Annotated in this window: 20 protein-coding genes, 1 rRNA gene and 1 other RNA gene; 6 read left to right on the top strand and 16 right to left on the bottom strand. The window is 44.4% G+C overall.

Going from position 1 to position 23,900, the window contains the following annotated elements; genetic code table 11:
• Nucleotides 1-208: 208 nt before the first annotated feature.
• From IGI69_RS02995 to IGI69_RS02985, 3 genes are all read right to left on the bottom strand, one after another.
• A 16S ribosomal RNA gene (locus IGI69_RS02995) occupies nucleotides 209-1,767 on the bottom strand.
• Nucleotides 1,768-2,333: 566 nt separating this feature from the next.
• Nucleotides 2,334-2,696, bottom strand: coding sequence for a hypothetical protein (locus IGI69_RS02990; protein WP_005227664.1), 363 nt, complete (start codon nucleotides 2,694-2,696; stop codon nucleotides 2,334-2,336).
• 67 nt (nucleotides 2,697-2,763) lie between these two features.
• On the bottom strand, nucleotides 2,764-3,144 hold the full coding sequence (locus IGI69_RS02985) for a CvfD/Ygs/GSP13 family RNA-binding post-transcriptional regulator (RefSeq protein WP_005227662.1): 381 nt from the start codon (nucleotides 3,142-3,144) through the stop codon (nucleotides 2,764-2,766).
• A gap of 93 nt (nucleotides 3,145-3,237) precedes the next feature.
• On the opposite strand from IGI69_RS02985, the gene IGI69_RS02980 reads away from it, so the two are divergent.
• Complete coding sequence (locus tag IGI69_RS02980; RefSeq protein ID WP_270788099.1) at nucleotides 3,238-4,419, top strand: MalY/PatB family protein; 1,182 nt, start codon at nucleotides 3,238-3,240, stop codon at nucleotides 4,417-4,419.
• Between the two features lie 90 nt (nucleotides 4,420-4,509).
• On the opposite strand, the gene IGI69_RS02975 is transcribed toward IGI69_RS02980, so the two are convergent.
• Complete coding sequence (locus IGI69_RS02975; RefSeq protein WP_005227659.1) at nucleotides 4,510-5,097, bottom strand: peptidylprolyl isomerase; 588 nt, start codon at nucleotides 5,095-5,097, stop codon at nucleotides 4,510-4,512.
• Nucleotides 5,098-5,237: 140 nt separating this feature from the next.
• Here IGI69_RS02975 and IGI69_RS02970 point away from each other — a divergent pair, with 140 nt between their 5' ends.
• From IGI69_RS02970 to IGI69_RS02960, 3 genes are all read left to right on the top strand, one after another.
• On the top strand, nucleotides 5,238-6,215 hold the full coding sequence (locus IGI69_RS02970) for an NAD(P)/FAD-dependent oxidoreductase (protein WP_010748839.1): 978 nt from the start codon (nucleotides 5,238-5,240) through the stop codon (nucleotides 6,213-6,215).
• Between the two features lie 5 nt (nucleotides 6,216-6,220).
• A complete protein-coding gene (yqeK, locus tag IGI69_RS02965; protein ID WP_010748838.1) occupies nucleotides 6,221-6,862 on the top strand; it encodes a bis(5'-nucleosyl)-tetraphosphatase (symmetrical) YqeK in 642 nt (213 codons plus the stop codon).
• Nucleotides 6,863-6,970: 108 nt separating this feature from the next.
• The gene (locus IGI69_RS02960; RefSeq protein ID WP_010748837.1) at nucleotides 6,971-7,480 is read left to right on the top strand and encodes a phosphatidylglycerophosphatase A family protein; all 510 of its coding nucleotides are present in this window, start codon (nucleotides 6,971-6,973) and stop codon (nucleotides 7,478-7,480) included.
• A 25-nt stretch (nucleotides 7,481-7,505) separates the two neighbouring features.
• On the opposite strand, the gene IGI69_RS02955 is transcribed toward IGI69_RS02960, so the two are convergent.
• The 10 genes from IGI69_RS02955 to IGI69_RS02910 all read right to left on the bottom strand — a co-directional run bounded on the left by IGI69_RS02955 (nucleotide 7,506) and on the right by IGI69_RS02910 (nucleotide 15,990).
• Nucleotides 7,506-8,177: a TIGR01906 family membrane protein gene (locus tag IGI69_RS02955; protein WP_010748836.1), complete on the bottom strand. Its 672-nt coding sequence runs from the start codon at nucleotides 8,175-8,177 to the stop codon at nucleotides 7,506-7,508.
• Nucleotides 8,174-8,944 carry a TIGR01457 family HAD-type hydrolase gene (locus IGI69_RS02950; RefSeq protein WP_010748835.1) on the bottom strand — a complete coding sequence of 257 codons (771 nt, stop codon included), beginning with the start codon at nucleotides 8,942-8,944 and terminating at the stop codon, nucleotides 8,174-8,176. Before IGI69_RS02950 ends, IGI69_RS02955 begins: the two co-directional genes overlap by 4 nt.
• Nucleotide 8,945: 1 nt before the next feature.
• Nucleotides 8,946-9,566 (bottom strand): YutD family protein, encoded by a 621-nt coding sequence (locus IGI69_RS02945; protein WP_005227649.1) that lies wholly within the window; start codon nucleotides 9,564-9,566, stop codon nucleotides 8,946-8,948.
• 90 nt (nucleotides 9,567-9,656) lie between these two features.
• The gene (locus IGI69_RS02940) at nucleotides 9,657-11,039 is read right to left on the bottom strand and encodes a bifunctional metallophosphatase/5'-nucleotidase (protein WP_010748834.1); all 1,383 of its coding nucleotides are present in this window, start codon (nucleotides 11,037-11,039) and stop codon (nucleotides 9,657-9,659) included.
• A gap of 633 nt (nucleotides 11,040-11,672) precedes the next feature.
• Nucleotides 11,673-11,759: signal recognition particle sRNA small type (ffs, locus tag IGI69_RS02935), an RNA gene on the bottom strand.
• A 29-nt stretch (nucleotides 11,760-11,788) separates the two neighbouring features.
• Nucleotides 11,789-12,295 (bottom strand): tRNA adenosine(34) deaminase TadA, encoded by a 507-nt coding sequence (gene tadA / locus IGI69_RS02930; RefSeq protein WP_438739691.1) that lies wholly within the window; start codon nucleotides 12,293-12,295, stop codon nucleotides 11,789-11,791.
• A gap of 131 nt (nucleotides 12,296-12,426) precedes the next feature.
• The gene (locus IGI69_RS02925; RefSeq protein ID WP_005227636.1) at nucleotides 12,427-12,762 is read right to left on the bottom strand and encodes a hypothetical protein; all 336 of its coding nucleotides are present in this window, start codon (nucleotides 12,760-12,762) and stop codon (nucleotides 12,427-12,429) included.
• 68 nt (nucleotides 12,763-12,830) lie between these two features.
• Nucleotides 12,831-14,198, bottom strand: coding sequence for an RsmB/NOP family class I SAM-dependent RNA methyltransferase (locus tag IGI69_RS02920; RefSeq protein ID WP_270788097.1), 1,368 nt, complete (start codon nucleotides 14,196-14,198; stop codon nucleotides 12,831-12,833).
• 139 nt (nucleotides 14,199-14,337) lie between these two features.
• On the bottom strand, nucleotides 14,338-15,087 hold the full coding sequence (locus tag IGI69_RS02915; protein WP_081116963.1) for a YczE/YyaS/YitT family protein: 750 nt from the start codon (nucleotides 15,085-15,087) through the stop codon (nucleotides 14,338-14,340).
• A gap of 99 nt (nucleotides 15,088-15,186) precedes the next feature.
• Nucleotides 15,187-15,990, bottom strand: a complete 804-nt coding sequence (locus tag IGI69_RS02910; RefSeq protein ID WP_438741488.1) for a MerR family transcriptional regulator — start codon at nucleotides 15,988-15,990, stop codon at nucleotides 15,187-15,189.
• Between the two features lie 106 nt (nucleotides 15,991-16,096).
• Between IGI69_RS02910 and IGI69_RS02905 the strand changes: the two genes are divergently transcribed.
• Complete coding sequence (locus IGI69_RS02905) at nucleotides 16,097-17,830, top strand: ABC transporter ATP-binding protein (RefSeq protein ID WP_010748829.1); 1,734 nt, start codon at nucleotides 16,097-16,099, stop codon at nucleotides 17,828-17,830.
• On the top strand, nucleotides 17,823-19,607 hold the full coding sequence (locus tag IGI69_RS02900) for an ABC transporter ATP-binding protein (RefSeq protein ID WP_438739688.1): 1,785 nt from the start codon (nucleotides 17,823-17,825) through the stop codon (nucleotides 19,605-19,607). Before IGI69_RS02905 ends, IGI69_RS02900 begins: the two co-directional genes overlap by 8 nt.
• A gap of 125 nt (nucleotides 19,608-19,732) precedes the next feature.
• Here the strand turns inward: IGI69_RS02900 and IGI69_RS02895 are convergent, their stop codons facing one another.
• Nucleotides 19,733-22,144 carry a glycoside hydrolase family 2 TIM barrel-domain containing protein gene (locus IGI69_RS02895; protein ID WP_311954040.1) on the bottom strand — a complete coding sequence of 804 codons (2,412 nt, stop codon included), beginning with the start codon at nucleotides 22,142-22,144 and terminating at the stop codon, nucleotides 19,733-19,735.
• Nucleotides 22,145-22,168: 24 nt separating this feature from the next.
• On the bottom strand, nucleotides 22,169-23,875 hold the full coding sequence (locus IGI69_RS02890; protein ID WP_438739686.1) for a glycoside hydrolase family 3 protein: 1,707 nt from the start codon (nucleotides 23,873-23,875) through the stop codon (nucleotides 22,169-22,171).
• Nucleotides 23,876-23,900: the final 25 nt, after the last annotated feature.

Here is a 23,900-nt window from a genome sequence, read left to right as displayed (position 1 = left end):
GAGTACTTCTTCTAGCGATAGAAGGTTGCTCAAGAAAATAAGCGTTGAACTTATTAAAAAACTCTTTTAACATTTCAACTCGGTGTGTGTTACTTGTTTTGATTATTTCTTCGATATCCAGTTTTCAATGAACAAATTTTGTTTGAGAGTAAACCTCTCAAAACTGAACAAAGGCAAACGATGTGTAGTCTTCCGAAATATTCCTTAGAAAGGAGGTGATCCAGCCGCACCTTCCGATACGGCTACCTTGTTACGACTTCACCCCAATCATCTATCCCACCTTAGGCGGCTGGCTCCAAAAGGTTACCTCACCGACTTCGGGTGTTACAAACTCTCGTGGTGTGACGGGCGGTGTGTACAAGGCCCGGGAACGTATTCACCGCGGCGTGCTGATCCGCGATTACTAGCGATTCCGGCTTCATGTAGGCGAGTTGCAGCCTACAATCCGAACTGAGAGAAGCTTTAAGAGATTAGCTTAGCCTCGCGACTTCGCAACTCGTTGTACTTCCCATTGTAGCACGTGTGTAGCCCAGGTCATAAGGGGCATGATGATTTGACGTCATCCCCACCTTCCTCCGGTTTGTCACCGGCAGTCTCGCTAGAGTGCCCAACTAAATGATGGCAACTAACAATAAGGGTTGCGCTCGTTGCGGGACTTAACCCAACATCTCACGACACGAGCTGACGACAACCATGCACCACCTGTCACTTTGCCCCCGAAGGGGAAGCTCTATCTCTAGAGTGGTCAAAGGATGTCAAGACCTGGTAAGGTTCTTCGCGTTGCTTCGAATTAAACCACATGCTCCACCGCTTGTGCGGGCCCCCGTCAATTCCTTTGAGTTTCAACCTTGCGGTCGTACTCCCCAGGCGGAGTGCTTAATGCGTTTGCTGCAGCACTGAAGGGCGGAAACCCTCCAACACTTAGCACTCATCGTTTACGGCGTGGACTACCAGGGTATCTAATCCTGTTCGCTCCCCACGCTTTCGAGCCTCAGCGTCAGTTACAGACCAGAGAGCCGCCTTCGCCACTGGTGTTCCTCCATATATCTACGCATTTCACCGCTACACATGGAATTCCACTCTCCTCTTCTGCACTCAAGTCTCCCAGTTTCCAATGACCCTCCCCGGTTGAGCCGGGGGCTTTCACATCAGACTTAAGAAACCGCCTGCGCTCGCTTTACGCCCAATAAATCCGGACAACGCTTGCCACCTACGTATTACCGCGGCTGCTGGCACGTAGTTAGCCGTGGCTTTCTGGTTAGATACCGTCAAGGGATGAACATTTTACTCTCATCCTTGTTCTTCTCTAACAACAGAGTTTTACGATCCGAAAACCTTCTTCACTCACGCGGCGTTGCTCGGTCAGACTTTCGTCCATTGCCGAAGATTCCCTACTGCTGCCTCCCGTAGGAGTCTGGGCCGTGTCTCAGTCCCAGTGTGGCCGATCACCCTCTCAGGTCGGCTATGCATCGTTGCCTTGGTGAGCCGTTACCTCACCAACTAGCTAATGCACCGCGGGTCCATCCATCAGTGACGCAAAAGCGCCTTTCAACTTTCTTCCATGCGGAAAATAGTGTTATACGGTATTAGCACCTGTTTCCAAGTGTTATCCCCTTCTGATGGGCAGGTTACCCACGTGTTACTCACCCGTTCGCCACTCTTTTTCTTTCGGTGGAGCAAGCTCCGGTGAAAGAAAAAGCGTTCGACTTGCATGTATTAGGCACGCCGCCAGCGTTCGTCCTGAGCCAGGATCAAACTCTCATAATGATTTGTTTGAATGACCATACGGTCATTAAGCTCATAAAAATTAACTTTGCTAGCTATTGCTTGCATGTATTTGTTTCAATAAATTGAAACGTCCTACACATTGGTTCGTTTGCTTGCTTTGTTCAGTTTTCAAAGGTCTACCGTGCTGCGTTAGCAACTTTTATATCATATCAGAGCGACGTTTGATTGTCAACTCTTTTTTAAAAGTTTTTTTCGCTCGTTGTTTTTCAACTTCGTAGCGGCTGTCTCAGCGACTTAATTAGAATAACAAATGATTTGTTATTTGTCAACAACTTTTTTCAATTAATTTTGTTGATGTATCAACATTGATTAACTGTTTTATTATTGCGACTTAGTTATAATATCATCTGTTGCATTTTTGGTCAAGTCTTTTTTTTGAAGTTTTTTCAACTGTTGTTTTGACCCGCTGGCTCAATTGCCAACGTTGACTAATTTACCATTCTTCTTGACTCAGGTCAAGGAAATATTTCATTTTATTTACAAAAAGTTTTCAATAAAAAAAGACCGTCGTAACGGTCTTCAGTTTTTTCGCTAATATTCAGGTGCTAAAAGAACGGAACGCCTTCAATCTCGTAGTCTTCAATGATCTTACGAAAGATATTAGGCTCTTCCCACGCATACCCTTCTGGCAGCTGTTGCGTTTGTCCTGCTTCTTGTGTTTCAAAAACAAATAAAGGAATGTTTTGCGTATCAATATTGCCATTTGTGAGTTCAACGAGTTCGATCGCTGTCACATCAAGGTGGATACGGTCTTTAAACAATTGTAAGATCGTAGCCAAGCCGGTTTTATCTTCAGAAAAATCCGTTGACGCTAATTCCGCAGTGCCTTCGTGTATTTGCATCAAAAATCGTTTCGAACCATTTGCTAAGTGCATCATAACTGTACCCGCTACTTTTTTGGATCCCAAAATACCCACCTCAGTTATTCATCTGTTTGTAAACTAATTTTAGCACATTTTCAGAAAATATGCACGATTATCTGCTGCTGTTTTCTTTTTCTAACATTTCTTTGGCCTCTTTCACCCACACTGGTAAAGCTTCTCCAATCGTACGAAAACCGATCCGCTTATTCTTATTTGTAAAGTAGCGTTTACGCTTAAAGGGTGGCTGAACAAAACTCGTTTCCAATGTACGGCGGGACAAACTGATCTTTTGGCTGTATTCGTCAATATCAATGATTTGTACACGGATCTTTTGCCCGATCTGTAAGACTTCATGGATATTTTTGGTAAACCCAGATTGGATCTCTGAAACATGGATCAATCCTTGTGTTTCCTTATCTAACGAAACAAATGCACCATAGGGTTGAATCCCAGTGACTGTTCCTTCTATAATGTTCCCGATTTGATAATTCATAGTCTTTCCTCTCTTTTCCACTTTCATTATACTTGAACTAGTGGTAGATTTGAAGCATCAGAAACAACGTTGCACAATATAGGAGGGAAACGCATGATCAATTTTGACAAAGTTCATCCGCGCTTAAATACCAATAGCGTCAAATGGGATACCATTGCAAAAACCTATAAGGAAGAAAACTTGTTGCCGCTTTGGGTAGCCGACATGGATTTTCTGGCACCAGAACCTGTGAAAAAAGCGTTAGAAAAAGCAGTTGCCCAAGGGATCTATGGGTACTCTACCATCCCTGATTCGCTGCTTGAATCCATCATCGATTGGCAGCAAAGACGTCATGGTTATACCATCAATAAGGAAGCGATCCTTTTTAACAGCGGTGTCGTCCCTAGTATTGCACTGGCGATCCAAAGTTATACGCAAGAAGGAGATGCCGTATTGATCCACGATCCGGTCTACCATCCCTTTGCCCATGTTGTCAAAAACAATCAGCGGACCTTAATTCAAGAACCATTATTGGAAAAAGATGGCCACTTCGTCATCGATTTTGAGGCGATGGAACAAACCATCATCGAAAAGAAGGTAAAATTGTTTCTTCTATGTAATCCTCATAATCCTGGCGGTCGCGTGTGGTCAAAAGAAGAACTGATGACGATCGGCCGTATTTGTCAAAAGCACCGGGTGGTCGTTGTTAGTGATGAGATCCATCAAGACATCGTTTTTGCACCAAATCAATTTGTCTCTTTCCAAACAGTCGAGCCAAGCTTTGCCGATTTTTCGATCATCTTGACCTCAGCAACCAAGACCTTTAATTTAGCTGGGATCAAAAATTCGATGGTCTTCATCAAAGACCAAACCTTGCGCAGCCAATTTGCAAAAACACAAGAACGTAACGTTCAAGGGGAAATCAATACGTTTGGGTTGGTCGCTACTGAAGCAGCGTATCGTGAATCTGAAGCATGGTTAGAAGAACTTTTGTCCTACTTAGAAGCAAATCGCACCTTTGTCTGCGACTTTTTGACTGAACAACTCCCAGCAGTGACCTTTCAAAAACCCGAAGGTACTTACTTGATCTGGCTGGATTTTTCTGCCTATGGCCTAACGGACAATCAGCTGCAGCGCAAACTGATCAAAGAAGCCAATGTCGTATTGAATCAAGGAAGTATCTTTGGTCCTCGCGGCAGTCACCATATGCGGCTAAACTTTGCCTGTCCTAAAGAGCTATTAGAAAAAGCACTCAATCAAATCGCCGCCGCGTTTAAAGACCAACCCATCGGTTAACTCTTTCTTATGAAAAAAAGAACCCTAAAGCTGCCATTTCAACGATCTCCTTGAGGATGACCGTTGAAACTGCTTTTGGGTTCTTTTGTTTTATTCGCTGATTTCGATCGTTTCGATCACTACATCATGCACTGGACGATCTTGTGGTCCTCGTTGCACGCCAGCGATTTCATCAACGACTGACATTCCTTCGATCACATGACCGAAGACTGTGTGACGGAAATCTAACCAAGGAGTACCACCTGCTTGATACGCTTCGATGATTTCAGCTGGATAACCAGCACCTTCTAATTGACCTAACATGTTGCTAGGAACATTTTGATTGTTTACGATGAAAAACTGGCTGCCGTTAGTATTCGGACCAGCGTTTGCCATAGATAAAGCGCCACGAAGATTGAACAATTCTTTTGAAAATTCATCTTCAAAGCTGCCACCATAGATGCTTTCGCCGCCCATCCCTGTACCAGTTGGATCGCCACCTTGAATCATAAAATCAGGAATGACACGGTGGAAGATGATCCCATCGTAATACCCTTTTTTCGCTAATTCAACGAAGTTCTTCACTGTTTTTGGCGCCAATTCTGGGAACAATTGTACAACTACATCCCCACGATTGGTTTTGATGACTGCTTTATGGCCAGTTTGTTTTTCTAATGCTAACTGTGGAAATTCAGACACATTAACTCCTCCTTCTCTCTCATAAATCCATGATAGCAGAAAATTGAAAAAATGCTAGTTTGGATAATTTTTGCTATAATGAAGCTATTCGTACACTACGAACACGCTTCACCCCAACGTGGTTAGAAAAGAGGAATAACATGGATATTTTTGATATAACGATTATCGGCGCGGGACCTAGCGGGATGTTTTCTGCTTTCTATGCCGGTATGCGTAACGCCAAAACCAAGATCATCGACAGCTTGCCGCAATTAGGCGGTCAGCTTGCTACTTTATACCCAGAAAAATACATCTACGATATCCCAGGTTATCCGAAAATCAAAGCGGGCGATCTTGTCCAAAACCTGGAAAAACAGTTGACGACCTTCAATCACCAATATTGTTTAGAAGAAACCGTCTTGTCGGTCGAAAAACAAGAAGACTATATCGAAGTCACCACCGACAAAGGAATCCATTACTCGAAAGCCGTGATTTTGGCTTTAGGAAACGGCTCCTTCCAGCCGCGCAAACTGACTTTGCCAGAAAGCGAGCGGTTTGAAGGATACGGCCTAGACTATTTTGTCACCGATTTGATGAAGTATGCTGGACGCAAAGTAGCGATCGCCGGTGGCGGCGATTCTGCCATCGATTGGGCATTGATGCTGGAGCCAATCGCTAGTGAAGTCTACTTGATCCATCGCCGTCCTGAATTTCGTGCCCATGAACATAGCGTCAGCAAATTACAGGCTTCTGCCGTCAACATTTTGACTCCTTATGTGATCCAAGAAATCCAAGGAGAGCAACGTTTGACTGGTGTCTCGTTGCAACAAGTCAAGGGTGATGAAACGGTCAGCCTTTCATTGGATGCTTTGATCGTCAATTACGGTTTTTCTTCCACATTGAACATCAAGGATTGGGGCATGAAAAGCAGCCGCCAAGGAGTCTTCGTCTCTTCAGATATGAGCACGTCTGTTCCTGGGATCTATGGCTGTGGGGATGTCGTTTTATACGATGGAAAAGTCGACCTGATCGCTACTGGTTTCGGGGAAGCCCCAACTGCGGTGAACAATGCGCTCCACTACATTGATCCCAAAACGCGGACACAACCTGCCCATAGTACAAGTCTTTTTAAGGAGTAGCTGAGATGAAACAAGCTGGTCAACACCAACTTGCCGCCTATATCCTCCCTTTGCAGGGCAAGACCCTCACTGAGCAAATGGTTCAGTATCTGGAAGCCTTCGATCATGCCGAAACGGCGGTCCACAATCTAGCCGTTGCCCAAGAAGCCAAACGATTGGCAGAACGGTTTCAAGTCAATGCGGATAAAGCTTATTTGGCAGGACTGCTGCACGATGTCAGCGTCGTCATCCCTCATGACCAGCGAATCGCCTTGCAGATAGCAGTAGGCGAACCGATCTTAGACGCGGAGCGGCAAGCACCTTTTTTGCTGCATCAGCAGCAATCCGCTTTGTTGGCAAAAACGGTTTTTCAGGTATCTGATCCAGACATTCTGTCCGCCATCAGCTGTCATACCACCTTAAAGGCCCATTATCGTCGTCTCGATCTACTCGTTTTTTTAGCCGACAAAATCAAATGGGATCGTAAAGATCAAGCGCCTTTCTTAACCGGCTTATTAGACCGCCTCGATGATTCCTTGGAAGCCGCCGCTGGGTATTATATGGACTGGCTTTTTGCTGGTGACTTGGTGGTCCCCCATCCTTGGGCAGTGGCAGCCAAAGCAGAACTAGCCAACAACTGTGCTTCAATGGATGTCAGAAGGGATTAAGACCCAAATGGCATGGCCTGCAACTGGAATAGGGCACTACTTATGATCGCAATCCATCAGTCGCACGTTGACTTTTGAATAAACTATTTTTACATGGAGGGGAACTATATGGTATTAGAAAGCAAAACACTTGAAGACAAAGCAAGAGAATTGTTGGCCGACCGCGGCGTCTCGCTGCAAGACATCGGTGAACTGGTGATGTTCTTGCAAAAAGACTACATTGAAGGCATCACCTTGGAGATGTGTATCGAAAGCGTCAACGCTGTCTTAAGCAAGCGGGAAGTCCACAACACGATTTTAACGGGGATCCAATTGGATATTTTGGCAGAAGAAAATCAACTGCTGCATCCACTGCAAGAAATCGTTAAAGAAGACGAAGGGCTTTATGGGATCGATGAGATCCTCGCTCTATCCATCGTCAACGTGTACGGCTCGATCGGCTTTACTAACTATGGATACATTGATAAAGTCAAACCGGGTATTCTGAAAGAACTGAACAAGCACGACGGTCCCCGCGTTCACACCTTTTTAGATGATATCGTAGGTGCCATCGCAGCTTCTGCCGCAAGTCGCTTAGCCCATCAACACCCAAGTAAATCTCATTACATTACGCAATAAAAAAAAGACCGACGATTCGCCTCCCTCAAAGGAAGGGGATCGTTGGTCTTTTTTTCATTATGCTGTTTTTTTTCAAGCCTCGTTTGCCCCACCAATAGAAGGCAAAAAAGAAGACTTCAATCAAGACGAAAAAGAGAATAAAGCAATGCATGAAAAACGTTTCTGGCAGCACGTTGATGATCGGATCGGTGGCTGGATTAAACAGCCAATCGTCGTTACTGAAGAAAATCTCATGGAACGTAACGAAAAAGCGGTCAAAGCCGACAGCCATCAAAAACCCGAAAATCAGCGGCAAAATCATCCCCCATTGAAAGGGACGAATCAAGCGCCATTGCTGTTGTTTTTGCCGTAACCGATTGACGAACCAGATACTGGGCAGCAAAGTGACGATCATGACGGCATAATTTAATAGAAACAACTGTTTCACATCGTAAAAATGCCCAGCGCCAGCTTCAGACATTGGAAAATCTGGCAAGGCGAGCGTACTTGCAAAGGGATTGTTTAGAAAATCTAACAATAAGCCATAGTTCTTCAACAACTCTTCTCTTGTTAGCGAGGTATAATCCAGCAGATTCAAGTGATCGACATCAAACCAATATAACGGTCGAAAATTGATCGTTAGGGTGATCGCTAGACTGACCAAAAACAAAAACAAGCAGACAAATCCTAAGCGTTCAAGCCACACTTGTTTTTTCATTGTTCAAAATCCCACTCATCTAAAGAATCCACCACATAGGTTGGTGCTACTGGTAATGTCGGAACTGCCGCTTTCGGGGTAAAGCCAGATAATACGAGCAAAGAATCGATCCCGTTTTGGATCCCCGAGCGAATATCAGTTTCGTAATTGTCCCCCACCATCAAGACCTCTTCTTTTGATAAGCCGATGTGTGCCACCGCTTTTTCCATAATGATGGCTTCTGGTTTGCCAATAAAGATCGGTTGCGTTTGGGTGGCAGTCTCCACCATTGCGATCAGTGAACCTGCACCAGGTAATAAACCTCTTTCCGTTGGGATATTTTTGTCGGGATTGGTCCCGATAAAGGTTGCTCCTTTTTGGATCGCTAACGTTGCTAGAACAAATTTTTCATAGGTCACGTGGTTGTCTAAGCCAACCACGACATAATCTGGGTTGGTTTCCTCCCACTCAAACCCAGCAGCTAAAATCAAATCGATCAACCCCGCTTCGCCGATCACAAATACTTTGCGGCCTTTGCCATGGTCTTTCATAAAATCGATTGTCGCCAAGCTTGCGGTATAGATCGTTTCTGGTGCCACATGGATCGAAAATTCATCCGCTAATCGCTGCGCCACGACTTCAGGACTGCGGGTCGTATTATTGGTCACAAATAAATAGGGCAGTCCTTTTTCTTGTAAGGACTCTACGAAGCGTTTCCCAGCAGGGATCGGCGCTTTTCCTAAATAAATCGTGCCGTCTAAATCAATCAAATAGCCTTTATATTTCATCTTATTCTTCCCTTTGTCGAATCGTAAACTCTTTTTTGCCTTTTTTCACCGTGGTTGTCTCGGTTTTTTTGACGTTCTTTTCTTTTGGTTTACGATTTTTGATCGTTGGTTTGCTTTTTTTCTGCGGTACGGTGTCACGCTTTTCTTCTATATGGGCGTTTTGTTGTGCGTTTTGATTTTGATTGTTTTGGGTTGGCTTTTTCTTGCGTCGGCGGGAGGTACTTTTTTCTTTTTTGCCGCCAACTCGTTGGATCACGAAATAGGCACAACCGAAGTTGCAATACTCATACAAATAGTCTTCCAACATGTCGATGCGCTGATCAGGTAATGCTTTGCGGTTATCTTTTTCAAAAAAACCTTTCAAACGCAGCTGCTCATAACCCCAATCGCCTACGATATAATCATAACGTGCCAACACTTCACTGTAACGCTCGCCAAGCTTTTCTGGATTGAAGCCTTCACGATAATCCATGACCAATTTGTATTGTCGATTGCCAATCATTAATTCTTCATCATTTAACAAAGTCACCAACTCGCCTTTTTGCGGTTGTTTCGCTGGTTCTTCAATAATTTCTTCTAGTACAGATGTCATTTCATCTGTGATCGTTTGTTTTTCGGTCATTTTTTCACCACCTGTTGTTTATTATACCTTGTTTTATTCCCCAATGATAGTCGCGGTTTTCTCGCAAAATCCAGCTGGAGGAGTGACGAACTACTGGATGGGGTATTTCTGACTCAGGTAATCACCGACCACTGTGCGAATAAAGTCTGGAAAAAGAAACTCAACGGTTCCAGCAATCTCGATCGTCGGGAAAAACGGAATAAACAAGTAGTGATCCACAAGGGTCAACGTGTAGCTTTGAGCAGGATCGACGGGCTCTTGTTTCCACAATACTTGGTGGTTTTTTTCATCAAAGCGGATGCCTTCATAAACCAGTTCGCCAAAAATCTTCCCTCGAAAACCCATTCCCATAATTGGGAAATTGCGCAAAAAGTTGCGATTTTTTTCCATCTCTAAGACCAATCGAATGACATCCGCGCCTTGCAGCGTCACCCGTATCAAATGCATCGGATGGGGTAAAATCGTGTGCAGCTGATCTTGATCGACCCGCCCTTGTGGCAAATCATCTAAGAATAGCCCCGTATTTAAGATGGCGGCATCCGTCTGTCCTTTGGCACATAATGCCAAAAGCGCCTCCCGAACCAAGGAATGTTCACTTTGCCAATCCCTCGTAAACGCTGCTGGAATTTCTGCCACCTGATTTGCCCGCAGCAAGCGATGGCCGATCGATAGATATTCGGCGATCTCTTCCTCATCTTGCGGAAAAGCCACCAACGAATCCGTCGGAATCACACGGGCGCGATGCTTGATCGGTCGGTGGTGATCATCTAAGACCACTTCGACTTCGCCAATGTTAAAACCAAACTTGCCAGCTGCCCCAATTTGAACCCCATTGATGACTTCGCCCTTTTCAAACAAATGGTGCGTGTGGGAACCTAATATAACATCTAGTTCTGGAAAGTCCCTCGCAATCTGGCGATCAGCATTGATGCCTAGATGGCTCATCAAGACCAACAGATCGACCTCGGGGCGCAAATGCTGCACCAATGAAGGCAAAATCTCCAAGGGTTCGCGAATGTCCCAGCCGTTTGGGGCATATGTCAGCGGAAACGGTGCTGTAAAAGCGATCAGGCCGATTTTGGCGCCTTGATTGCTTTCCATGATTTTGTATTCTTGTGCCCACTTCGGCGGACGTAAATCCTGTTTATCAAATAAATTGCCTAAAATGACAGGAAATTCTGCTTGGTCATATAAATGCTGCAAGACCTCTTTGGGATTGCCGACCCCTTCATTGTTCCCAATCGTCACCGCATCGTAATGTCCTTGATTCATCAAATCGACATTCGCCTTGCCGTCAGTTGCTTCTGTCAAAGGATGCCAGCGATCGACAAAGTCGCCTAAGTCGACTGCGATCACTGTCTCTTCGGTCGTATCCGCTTCTCGTTTTCTTTGATCCAAATAACGCCGCATCTTCGGCCAATGTTCTAGGTGGGAATGCAGATCGTTGGTATGGATAATCGTAATTTTTTCCATTGTGCGCCTCTTTTCAAATACGTCGCCTGAAATCACTATCCATTTCTATTGGCATCAAGGGTTGCCAGTAGAAAGACGACGGAAGTCTCTACAAAATAAGCATAGCATAAAATCTCTGGGAAACCATTGGAATGCTTGGAAAAGAATGGTGACTTTTTGTAAAAAAGAACCAGCTGCAGTGACAGTTGTTCAAAAGAAAAAATCACTTTTCTGACTGTAAAAAGGAAAGTGATTTTTTCTGGTTATTTTTGGAAAGTTCTATCGATAACATGACGGTGGCAATTCGTTGAAGCGAAAATAAAGAGTTCTTGAAACGAAGATTCTATCGAATATCGAGAGCAGGTAATCCATGTTTCAGTTCGTCAGAACTACTGATTTTTTGAGAGTATAAAAATCGCCAACGCAAAAGTTATCAGAGTAAGGTTCTAAACAGGAATAAAGCCTTTGTATCAAAAATACAACTTAACCCTCTGAGAGCTGCTATCGATTGCCTAGATTTAAAGCAGAATACAATTAGAATAGTCCTTGGTGTCACAAAGAATTTCAAAAATAAAAAAACCTAAGACAGTCTGTCTCAGGTTTGAATGATCATCGATTCAATTAGTACTACTGCTTTCTTCAATAGCAGGCAGTTTTTCAATCAGACACATGGAGAATCCTGCTTAGTGCTGCTTCCTTCCGGATCTGACACGCTTCACAAGACCTCCATTGTCCTAGCCTTTCGGCAAAACTTAGTATAACGTATTTCGTTAGAGATTGCCAGCCCTTTTTTGTTTTTTCTTTTCTCGTAATGCTCGGAAAAAATCTGTTAGCAGCTGGCCGCATGCTTCTTCTAAAATGCCGCCTTCCACATAGGACCAATGGTTGAAGCGCTCATCTTCCAATAAATTCATCAATGTACCAGCAGTGCCGCCTTTGGGATCGTAGGCACCAAAATACACTTCTTCCACCCGTGCCAATAACATCGCCCCACTACACATCGGGCATGGTTCCAAGGTCACAAACAGCTGCGCTTGTTCTAAGCGCCAACTTCCAACAGTGCGACAGGCTTCTTCGATCGCAAACATCTCCGCATGCGCTGCAGCTTGCTGCTGCGTTTCTCGTAGATTGTGTCCACGACCAATGATTTTATCATCCAAGACGACGACAGCACCGATCGGTACTTCTGCCAACCCTTCTGCTTTTCGGGCTTCTTTGATTGCTTCTTCCATAAAGAAGGCTTTTTCCTCGGCAGTCAAGGTACTTGTTTTTTCCACGACTTCACTCTCACTCCTCTACCTCGCACCATTTCGTGCATTTCCTTGTTAGTATAACGAAAAACGCTTAGAAAGACGAGAAAAACTCGCAAAGACCGATGTCCCTGCGAGTTTCAAATGGAATGATTGGCTTAAAAGACGGAATCAACAAAGCTCGTCAACTTGTCTTTGACATGTTCTGTCGAATCTTTGATGTTGTCTCCGTAAACAGAGATTTTGTTGCGGCCCTCATTGACTTTTTTCATCACACCTAACAACGAATCCAATTCATTGTCGGACAAGCCGTCTACGACATCCAGCAATTTTTCATTGCCGTTGAATTTGTCATCGACAAATTTCTTTACTTTGTGTCGGTTGCAAGCGAAGCGTACTTTATTGAATACTTTGTCTGATACAACGACGGCAGTAGTGATCCCAGCGATCGCTGCAATGCTTAATCCAATCGTTACTTTTGATGATGTTTTCATATCGATCAGCTCCCTTATTTTGCTACTTCCATCATAGCACGAGGACTGAAATAAAAACACTATTTCGTTTAAATCGCTTTGAATCTTAATCCTTTAGGAAAGAAGTTTTTCACGGTTCCTTGGACTTGTTTTCCAAAACCGACTGGGATCTCATCGACTGTCAAAATCACCCATCCAGCATTTCCTGGCACGCTCAAGGTTTCACCTGCCACATAATGCTGCCATTGCGGCAAAGTGATTGGCACTGTCGGTGCCCCTTCTTCTGCATGGATCGCCAATGCCAACGCATAACTTGGCTCGATCCGATTCTTCTTAACGACGCCGACGTGCAAACCTGGGCGCATAAACTTGATCCCTTTTAAAGAAGGCATTTCTTCAGGAACGAGCCAGAGGTTTTCTCCTAGCAGCTGAGGCGTCGCATTCAGTGCCTGTAAAAAAGGAAACTCCTTGCGAAAGGCTTGCCACAACTTTTGAGTCGCTGCATCCAATGGACTCTTGGCTGTCGCTCCTTTGCCTTTTTTCTTCTTTTTCACTGGCGCTGCTTCTGCTAGCGAGGTCAATTTCGCAGCGAAATGACCTTCTCCTTGGTTTAAATGCGGCCATAAGCGGATGGTTTTCTCAATCCCAGGTGCAGCTCCCCACTCCCTGCGCCCATGAGATACATTGTCCAAGTCGATCGCTTCGATCGTGAAGGGGTACTCCTCCATTAACCAAGCCATCATCGCTTCGTTTTCTTCTGGGGCAAAGGTACAGGTGGAATAGATCAGCTGCCCCCCCGGTTTTAGCATCGTAACGGCTTGTGCCAAAATGTCTTTTTGTCTGATCGCACACTGATCAGGTGTTTCTGCTTGCCATTCTTCTAAGGCGACGGGATCTTTACGAAACATCCCTTCACCAGAACATGGGGCGTCCACCACGATCTTGTCAAAAAACTGAGGAAAATGGCGGCTCAATTCTTGCGGTGCCTGATTGGTGACGACTACATTCGCAAAGCCCCAACGCTCCACATTTTCTGATAGGATTTTGGCACGCTTGGGGAAAATCTCATTTGCTACAAGCAGTCCTTTTCCTTGTAACTGGCTTGCCAGCTGCGTTGTTTTGCCCCCTGGTGCCGCACATAAATCTAAGACCAGCTCCCCTGGTTGAGCGGCTGCGATCGTTGCTACGATCATCGCACTAGGTTCTTGGCTATAGACATAGCCAGCTTGATGGAGCAGCGAACGGCCTTTGACTTCGCCAATATAAGCAGCTTCTGCATAGGGGGCAGGTACAGCGGCTGGCCCATATTTTGCCAGCATCGCTTGTGCGTGCGGCTTAGCAACATTCAAGCGAAAGCCTTTGACTGGCTGATTATCGGTTAAAGCGGTAAAAAAAGCTGGTGCTTCTTCTCCTAGCAACCGTTGGTATTTTTCAATAAATGGTGTTGGTAATTGCATACTTACCCCTCCTCGGCTTTTTTATTCTAGCGACTGAGAAGCAATTATGCAAGAATTCCTTGATCAAATGGCAAAAAAACTGCAGCTGAGTGAAGTGGGCGACTAAATCGCTTCGACTTCTCTTTGCTGCAGACCTTTTTTATTTAAAAATCGCTTTTTTGACACTGCTTTCGATGAATGGCTGAGAGACACGGTTGTCCCAGAATTTGATCAGTGGGCCCACTAAAAAGGCACTGATGAAGGTTCCGATTCCAATAGGCCCGCCTGTGAAGAGCCCAATCAAGGCAAAGGCAACGTCTTGAATCACCCGCACCACTCGATAGTTGGCTTTCGTCTGATCGACGATGGTTGGGGCGATCGCGTCATAGGGGGCGCTGCCCAAATTCGCTGACATATAAAACGAAGCACCGAAGGTAAAGAAGATAATACCGATCAACAAGAACAAGCCTTGCTGCCACCAGTTATTGGGACCGACGGATAACCAATCAAAAACATTGGTATAAAAGTCGATGAAAAATCCTGTCAGCACCATATTGATGACCGTCCCGATGCCGATATGGCGACGGCCAAAGATAAAAATCAATACTAGGACAGCGATATTGATCATCAATTGATAGACCCCAAGGGATAACCCTAGTAGCTCGCCGACACCGATATTGGCAGCTGTGTATGGGTCTAGCCCTACTCCGCCGACCCGCAGCAATGCCGCCCCGAATCCTAAAATGGCGACACCAATCAACGCATAAAGCGAGCGTAATCCTGTTTCTTTTTTCATTAAAATTTCCCCTTTTTTCTCATCTGTTCTTTCAAGTATAACGAGAAAAAAGGAAAATGGGAATTTCAACGCTTCCCAGGGCTCTTTGTAGGGATAAGATCTGGCTTCGTCCATCTCCTTTGCTTCTATTTTGCTTCCATTGAAAAGCCCGCAACAACCATTGCGATTGCGTATCTTGATTTTCGGTTCCTACAGATACGCGTGCCTCGTCCATTACTCGGGCTTCGCTGGAACCATCACTTCAAATATCTGCAATTCTTTTTGGGCGGTAAAGACTTCATCTTGCCATAACAATTCCCAAACATCGCCATCGATCTTTAAATGATTCTCTTTTAGAAAGGATTGGATGCGATGGGTAAAAGCAGCAATTTGTTCCTCTCCCTCACTGACAAACCCAGACACATACGTGCCAGTAGGACGCGTGATGATCAGCTTTTCAGGATAGAGATGCAGCCGATCTTGTGGAATCAAGATCAGTGCCCGATAAGGCGATGCGTGAAAGGTCTGATCCTCTAATGTCGTTCCAGCACTTAAAAAGCCGATGGGGTAGCCACTGAAAGCATCTTTATAATCCACTAGCGGATAAAAACGGGCGTACACTTGATAAGCAGATTCTGGATCATCGCCAGCGATCTCTTCGGAAACGATAAACGCCTCTGCTTCGTGGTGCGCTATCGTAAAGGTCTCAAAATCGGCTTTCTGTACTTTTTCATAGCGCTGGATGTAGCGATCGAAGGTTCGTTCCAATTCTTGCAGCGCAGCGATTTTGGTACGAACTTCTCCTCGCCGTTCCACAAGTTCCTTTTGCGTGTATTCAGGGTTGCGGTTTTTCAAAAATTGTCGAATGTCTTGCAAGGGCATGTCTAAAGAACGCAAGAGCAGAATCACGTCTAACTCAAGGCATTGTTCAAAGCCGTAGTAGCGATAGCCGTTTTCACCAATCGATTGCGGTTTGAACAAATCGATCTGATCGTAATAAATCAATGTGCGCCGACTCACGCCAGCATAAGCGGACATCTCACTGATGGTCAATTGTTTTTTCAAAAAAATTTCACTCCTTGCTTGACTGTAACGTAACGTTACAGTTTATTCTACCATAGAACGACATTTTTGGAGGGAAATCATGAAACAATTACAGTTATTTTATAAAGAAGAACGACGCTTCTTTTTCAGTTTATTTCTTTTGATGCTGGTCCAATCCTTCGGCACACTCTTGTTGCCGTATTTTTTGGCAAAAATCATTGATGAAGGGATCTTGAAAGTCGACACGACAGCCATTTGGCACAATGGCTGGTGGATGTTTGCCATTGCCATCGGCACCGTGATCGTCTCTGTAGGCGGTAGTTATTTATCTGCCCACCTCTCAGGAAAATTCGGGCATTTTTTGCGGATGCGCCTTTTCAAAAAAACACAAGAACTCTCTGTATCCGCCGTTGATGGCTATGGTACGCCCACTTTGCTGGCACGTACCACCAGCGACATCAACAACATCCAACAAATTTTGATGATGGCGCTGCAAATGATTTTGCCAGCCCCAATGATCGTCGCTGCTTCAATTTTTCTAACCGGCACCGTCTCTTTACGGATGATTTGGGTCCCAATCGTAGCGATCCTATGTTTTTCAATGATCGCTTATGGAGTGATTCGCAAAGCGATCCCATTATCACAAATCACGCAAAAACTAGTCGATAACATGATGCGGATCTTACGAGAAACCTTTACTGGCGCTCGGGTGATTCGAGCATTCGACAAAGCTGCTTACGAAAAAGAACGGACAGATCAAACACTGACGGAATATGCGAAAACCATGATCCAAGTCAATCGCCTCTTTGCTGTCTTGAATCCGACCGTCAATTTAGTAATGGGACTCTCGATTTCGACTATCCTTGTCTACGGCGGCTATCAAAGTCTGCAGGGCCACCTTGCTATTGGTAGTATTACTGCCATCATCGAATACACGATCCTGAGTCTCTGGTTTTTGACTATGGCAGCGATGGTGATCGTGATGGTGCCTAAAGGCTTGACTTCCTTGCAACGGATCACAGAAGTTTTGGAAGAACCAATTGATTTGATCGACGGTGACCAAACCTTAAACAAGACCGCCGTGTCAGAAACGATCGCAGCTTTCAATCACGTGCAGTTTACGTATGAAGGTGCCGAAGAACCTGTCTTAGAAGATATCAGCTTCGAGATCCATCGAGGCAAAACGACAGCGATCGTTGGTGGAACTGGTTCTGGCAAAAGCACCATCGCCAAAGCGCTGTTGCGTTTCAAAGATGTGACTGCTGGTTCGATCACGCTTTTTGGCCGCAACATCAAAGAGATCTCACAAGCCGAATTACGGGACCAAATTAGTTATGTCCCGCAAAAAGCGCTCTTGCTTAGCGGCACGATTCAAGAAACCTTGCGTTTCGGCAATCGTCCAGCAACCCATGAGGCGATGGCAAAAGCCGCTGAAGTTGCTCAAGCCAAGTCATTTATTGAAGGCTTGCCTGAAGGTTATGAAAGTCCAGTTGCTCAAAAAGGCAGCAATTTCTCTGGCGGTCAAAAGCAACGATTGAGTATTGCCCGAGCGCTGACAAAGCCAGCAGAAATCTACTTCTTTGACGACAGCTTTTCTGCTTTGGATTATCAAACAGACGCCAACTTGCGGCGTGCATTGAAAGAATACACGAAAGATGCCGCCGTCATTATCGTGGCTCAGCGGGTATCGACCGTCAAAAATGCCGATCAAATCATTGTCTTGGATAACGGCAAGATGGTCGGTAAAGGAACCCACGAAGAATTATTACGCAATTGCCAAACTTATCAAGAGTTTGCCTCATCTCAAGGAATGGGAGGAATGAAGGATGAGTAAACAAACAATGGATACCCCAAAAAACATGAAACATACAAGCCGACGCTTGCTGCGTTTGCTGATGGAACAAAAAGCCCGCTTTCTACTGATTATCGCTTCCGCCTTGTTCTTTTCCTTACTAATGTCCATCGCCCCTTTGATCTTGGGGCGTGGACTGGATAATCTGATTGCCTTGTTTCAACAAGAAGGCTGGCAGATCAATGATTTTTGGCAAAGTATTTTAGGTCCAGTCGTCCTTTTAGCGGGAACGTGGCTTTTGATTAGTCTCTTTTCCTTGCTGCAAGAGTATACGATGGCCAGTGTCAGTGAAACCCTGACCTTGACTTTACGCAAACAAATCAGTGACAAATTCAATCGCCTGCCTATCAGTTTTTACGACAAACATCATACTGGCGATATTTTAAGCCGAGTGATTCTCGATTTAGATAAAGTATCCGAAGTCTTACAAGTCGGTTTGATGCAGTTGATCACCGCAACCATCAGCATTACCTTCGGCTTGATCGCTATGCTTTATCTCAGCCCATTACTGACGATCGGCGTGGTTCTGATTTTGCTTTTGAGTGCTTTTGTGACCACCGTTCTCGCACGAAAAAACTTGAGCTACTTTACCAAAAACCAAGAAACATTAGGTGCAGTTAGCAGTCGTGCGGAAGAGTTTTATACCGCAAATCCGCTGATCAAATCCTACAACCAACAAGTTGCCGTTGAAGCGGAAATGGCGGAATTGAGTGAAGCCCAATTTAAAGCCTTTCGGAAAGCACAGTTCGTCAGTGCAGCTATCAATCCATTCGTGCGCTTTATCAATCAAATCGGCTTTATCTTAAGCGCCGTCGTTGGTGGTCTAATGGTGTTGCAAGGGCAATTATCCATTGGTCTCGTACAAGCCTATCTGCAATACATCAACCAAGTGTCTGAACCGATCACGCAAGCCTCTTATATTATGAACACCTTGCAAAGTGCCTTAGCATCTCTCGAACGAATTTTTGAGATCCTTGATTATCCTGAAGAAGAAACTGCGACCCAACAACTGCCAGTTCCACAAAACATCAAAGGAAAAATCGATTTTCAACACGTCTCCTTTGGCTACAGCAAGGAAAAACTCTTGATGGAAAACGTCGAATTTTCCGTCAAACCAAAACAAACGGTCGCGATCGTCGGACCAACAGGTGCTGGAAAAACCACCATGATCAATCTTTTGATGCGCTTTTATCCATTGAATGGTGGGAAGATCTTGCTGGACGATCAAGACATGATGTCCTTTTCGGCACCGGCAGTACGGAAAAAATTCGGTATGGTGCTGCAAGATACATGGCTGTTCCAAGGAACCATTGCTGAAAATATCGCTTATGGCAATCCCGATGCCACTCGGGAAGACATCTTGGCTGCCGCGAAAGCCGCCCAATGCGACCACTTTGTGCGGACCCTGCCCAACGGTTACGATACCGTCATTGGTTCCGAAAGCGAACTGTCACAAGGACAACAACAATTATTGACGATCGCTCGGGCGATTTTAGCAGACCCAACGATCCTGATCCTTGATGAAGCCACCTCCAGTGTCGACACGCGGACGGAACAAATGATCCAAACGGCGATGGATCGTTTGACCCAAGGACGAACCAGCTTTATCATCGCCCATCGTCTTTCTACCATCAAAAACGCTGACTTGATTCTAGTGATGAAAGACGGCTCCGTCGTCGAAAAAGGCTCCCATACTCAATTGCTGGCACAAGATTCCCTTTACGCCCAACTATATAACAGCCAGTTTGCAACAGCTTGATGAAAAAGCCGAACCACCAACCAATGACTTTATAAACTGTCGAGGTTGTGGGTCGGCTTTTTTCTTTTTCCGTAAAAATCTGTGAGCACCAAGGCTAACTACTATTACCTTCAATTGCTTCTCTTTTACTCAACTTTTTTTAGTGCTGCTTGGATAAGCGGTACTTTTCCTGGTTCTTTTTTTATGATTGCCATTAATTTTCCTGAAAAAAGTTTTTTCTCTTGGCAATTATACCCGTCTAGATCTGCGGGATCGCCATTAGCAAGTCCGAGGATTGTTCCATTTTTTACCAAAACCGCTACAAGTTCGTCTGCAGTTGGCACCTCGATCCCTTCTGAATCGATTCCTTGGATCTCAAATAGAGAGTAGTCCGCTCCACAGAATCGTTCTTTAACTGTGACAGAATCAGTCGGACCGCTTGTTTTTCGAGTTGCTTCAATTGTTTGTTCCTCTTTGACACCAATGGCTTTTAAACAACCTGGTTCATAAGGAATATGCCAAGATAGGCCATCTTTATCATTTTTTTTCTTTCCAAAACTCTTCCCGTTCAGAAACAACTCAACAGTATGACAATTAGAAAAAGTCCTCACCTCCGTAACCCCTTGGTCAATTGTTAACCCTTCTTTGTTCCAGTGAGGAAACACATGAACCATTGGTGTTTCAGTCCACCTTGATTGATAATAATAAAAAGAATCCTTTTCAAATCCGACCGTATCTGTAATTCCAAATTGAGAACTGATTCCAGGCCAGTGAAACGGTGCTGGCTCACCGTAGTAATCCATAAATGTCCACAAGAAGACACCTCCCATATAGGCATGTTCTTCTAAGTAACGCAGTACTTCTTTCGGTTTAGCCGTACCACCGGTTCCTGGCTCTTCAGGCTTTCGTTTCCCAGGTAAGACCATAGAATAAAGAGAACCAAAGTTTGAAGTATGACATTTTTCGCTGTTATCTTGATAGACCCCTCTTGTCGAAAAGTAAGAAGCACTTTCCGTACTAAGATATGAAAATAGCGGATACTTTTCCTTTACAGCAACTAAACCTGTCCCATTTACAGCAGACTCAGGATAATTGACCCCGTTCACATCAAAAATACGCATATAAGAAGCATCCACCTGACCAGCAGGATTAAGTAATTCCGCTGAAACAATGAGACTTTGCGAAGTATGGGTTCGGATCACAGCTGCTAATTTTTGTGCCATTCGGTAAGCAAGCGGCGTATGACCAATCACCTCTTCATTACAAAGGGACCAAAAACAAAGAGAAGGATGATTACGTGTTTGCTTCACCATTTTTACCAGCTCATTTGTCCGCCACTCACTAGATTCCAAGATGCGGTTCTCGTTCATAACGATGATACCTAATTCATCACATAATTCAAGGAGATCTTTGGAAGCAAAGTGATGTGCACTGCGATAGGCGTTTACCCCCATTTCTTTCATTTTCAACAGCTTATACCGTAAAATATCTTTTGGTAATGCGACACCTAGACCACCAAAGTCTTGATGCTCACAGACCCCTCTTAATTCTTTACGTTCCCCATTAAGCAGAAAACCTTTCGTAGTATATGCGACTGTCCTAATACCAAAACAAAGCTGATAGTCATCGATTTGGTTCTCGCCATCAAATAGTTGAAAAGTAGCTTGGTATAGATGTGGATTCTCGAGAGACCATAGCTGAGGCGCGCAGATTTTTTGGCAATAACTCCATTCTGTTGTCGCCAAAGGATCTACGTTACACTCATGGATATTTTGTTGATCAGCCACCTGACTTTTGATCGTTATCTTTTGTTTTTTCTCAAAATGATGGTTAGCAAGACCAATGGTGATTTTAAGGAGCGCTTCCTGCTGGTTTATTTCAGTTGTTTCGATAAACGATGCTTCTGCCACAATCTGAAGCTTTGGTTTTATTTCTAAATATACATCCTTATATATACCTGCTCCCTCATACCACCAGCCTTCCGCGCCTTTCGTCGTATCCACTTTGATCAACACCACATTCACTCCCTCTGAGCCGATGCGTATCAGTTCAGAGACATCAAAAGAAAAATCAGAGTATCCACTGTAATGATCACCTAGAAATACACCATTAAACCAGACAGATGCCATACGCATGACGCCCATAAAGTGGAGAGTCACTTGCTTTTCGTTCACTTCATCTAGAGTTAACGCAAAAGTCTTACGGTAATAGGCAATGCCATCTGGCTTTGATCCACTCATCAGTAAATCGGGATCATTAACATACGGAAGTTCATTTTTCCAATCATGAGGGAGATCAACAGATACCCAATCTTCGTCAAGTTCACTTTCCAAAGCAGTGTTCGCCAACATTCTCAAGCCTTTTTCACGATCACCTTGAGCAATCAGCCGTAGAAAATGTTCTCCACCAGCACCTATCAAAACAGTATCCCCCGCTTCATTTTCAAGCGGAGCTGCCAAGCCACCGATAGCTGCGGCTTTTCTGACTGTTTTCATTGGCTCTTCTATCTCACCTAAGTGAAATTGCCAGCCATCATTCAGTAATCGATTTTGTCTCATTTTTTCTCCTCCTTCTTATAAAAGTTATTTTGCTCTAGCTAAAAAGTCCCCACAAAATGGATCGATCGGGCTCTTACCTTTAAACGGTTCTTTCCCTAGCAATTTCTGGATTACAGCCTCCACTGTTTCTGGATTTCCTGTATACGCATTGATAAAAGTTGAAACATAAGGGATGTCAAATAAGTGATAGGGATTGGCAGTAGAAACAAAAATGGTAGGGAGATCCTTTTCATACCAGGGAGCATTTGCGGCCATCAAATGATTCCAATCCAAACGAACTGTTGTCTGATTGCTGGCGGTCTCAACATTAGCAACATACAATGCCAAATCAAATTTATTTCCAAGATCCTCAACCCCTGCCTCGAAAACCTCTTGGAAATCCAATTGTTGATTATCGAAAAGGTTGACTTCAAATCCAGCAGCTTCTAATCCAGCTTTAAAAAGCGGACCCACTCGTCCTCCCTCTTTAAATCCACCGTCGTCAGAATCACCCAAAATAACGAGACGGATTCGAGGGTATCGTTGTGGGGTGAGTGGTAAGTGTTTTTCTCTGTCTTTGACCAATGTAATCGACTCATCAGCAATTTTTTTCGTTACCCACTGATATTCAGTACGATCGATGACACTTTTAGGAGTACTATTGACTGTCTCTTCCCTTACTTCAGTAAATAAACCATGGTACATCTTGACTGCTAAAATTCGTGCGACTGCTTCATCCAAACGTTCCATACGAATGCTTCCCTCTTTTACAGCAGATGCGATCACTTCATAATCTTCATCAATATTTTTATTAAAAAGCAACATATCGATTCCTGCATTGATTGAAGCAACGAGTCGCTCTCTATGAGGCATGATCGTCATGTAACCGACCATTGGTGTTGCATCAGTGATAGCCAAACCATTGAAGCCCAGTGTATCTCTTAGTAACCCGTTAACTAGAAGTTTCGAGCAAGAAGCAGGCATCAATTCGGTTTCTCTGATAGTTGGTGAAAGTTTTCGCTCCCACGCAGGCTGATAAATGTGTCCCACCATGATACAGCTGACGTTTTTTTCAATAAACTGGCGATAAATAGTCCCATACGATTCCATCCACTCATTCGCGGAGAGTGAATTGATCGAACTCAGTAAATGTTGATCCCTTTCATCAACACCGTCCCCAGGAAAATGCTTGATCACTGGAATGATGTTACTCTCAGAAAAACCGTCTATCTGCGCTTGAGCCATGCGAATAATTCGTTTTTGATCACTTCCAAATGTGCGAGTATTCGTGATTGGGTTCTTGAAGTTATAATCAATATCGACAATCGGTGAAAAAGCCATATTAATACCAATTCGAGCCGCTTCCAGCCCAGCAATTTTTCCTAAGTAATAGGCATTTTCGGTGCAATCTGTAGCGGCGATCTGCATAGGATTACCGACCCATGTCCCTTCCGTAAGAATACCATTCCCACCTGACTCTAAATTTGCTGAAAGAAATAACGGTATTGTGCTAGCATCTTGGACTGCTCTTAGCTGATCCTTCAATTTTTCAGCATTGTCGGGGCGATACATCATTCCACCCGGTTGGTATTTCTTAATAAAAGCCGTCAATTCCTTTACAGAACCTGATTGTCCAATCACGAAAAAAAGCTGACCAATTTTTTCCATAACTGACATGTTTTCTACGATCTTCTGAATTTGTTTTTTCCTTGTCTCTGTAAATTTGAAAAGTGTTTCTCTTGTCTCTCTCACTGAGTTGTCCTCCAATCGATAGTTT

Source organism: Enterococcus sp. DIV1083b, assembly GCF_051713705.1.
GTDB lineage: Bacteria > Bacillota > Bacilli > Lactobacillales > Enterococcaceae > Enterococcus_D > Enterococcus_D casseliflavus.
The sequence above is the reverse complement of the archived record's forward strand: the minus strand, read 5'-3'. Positions and strand labels throughout refer to the sequence as shown.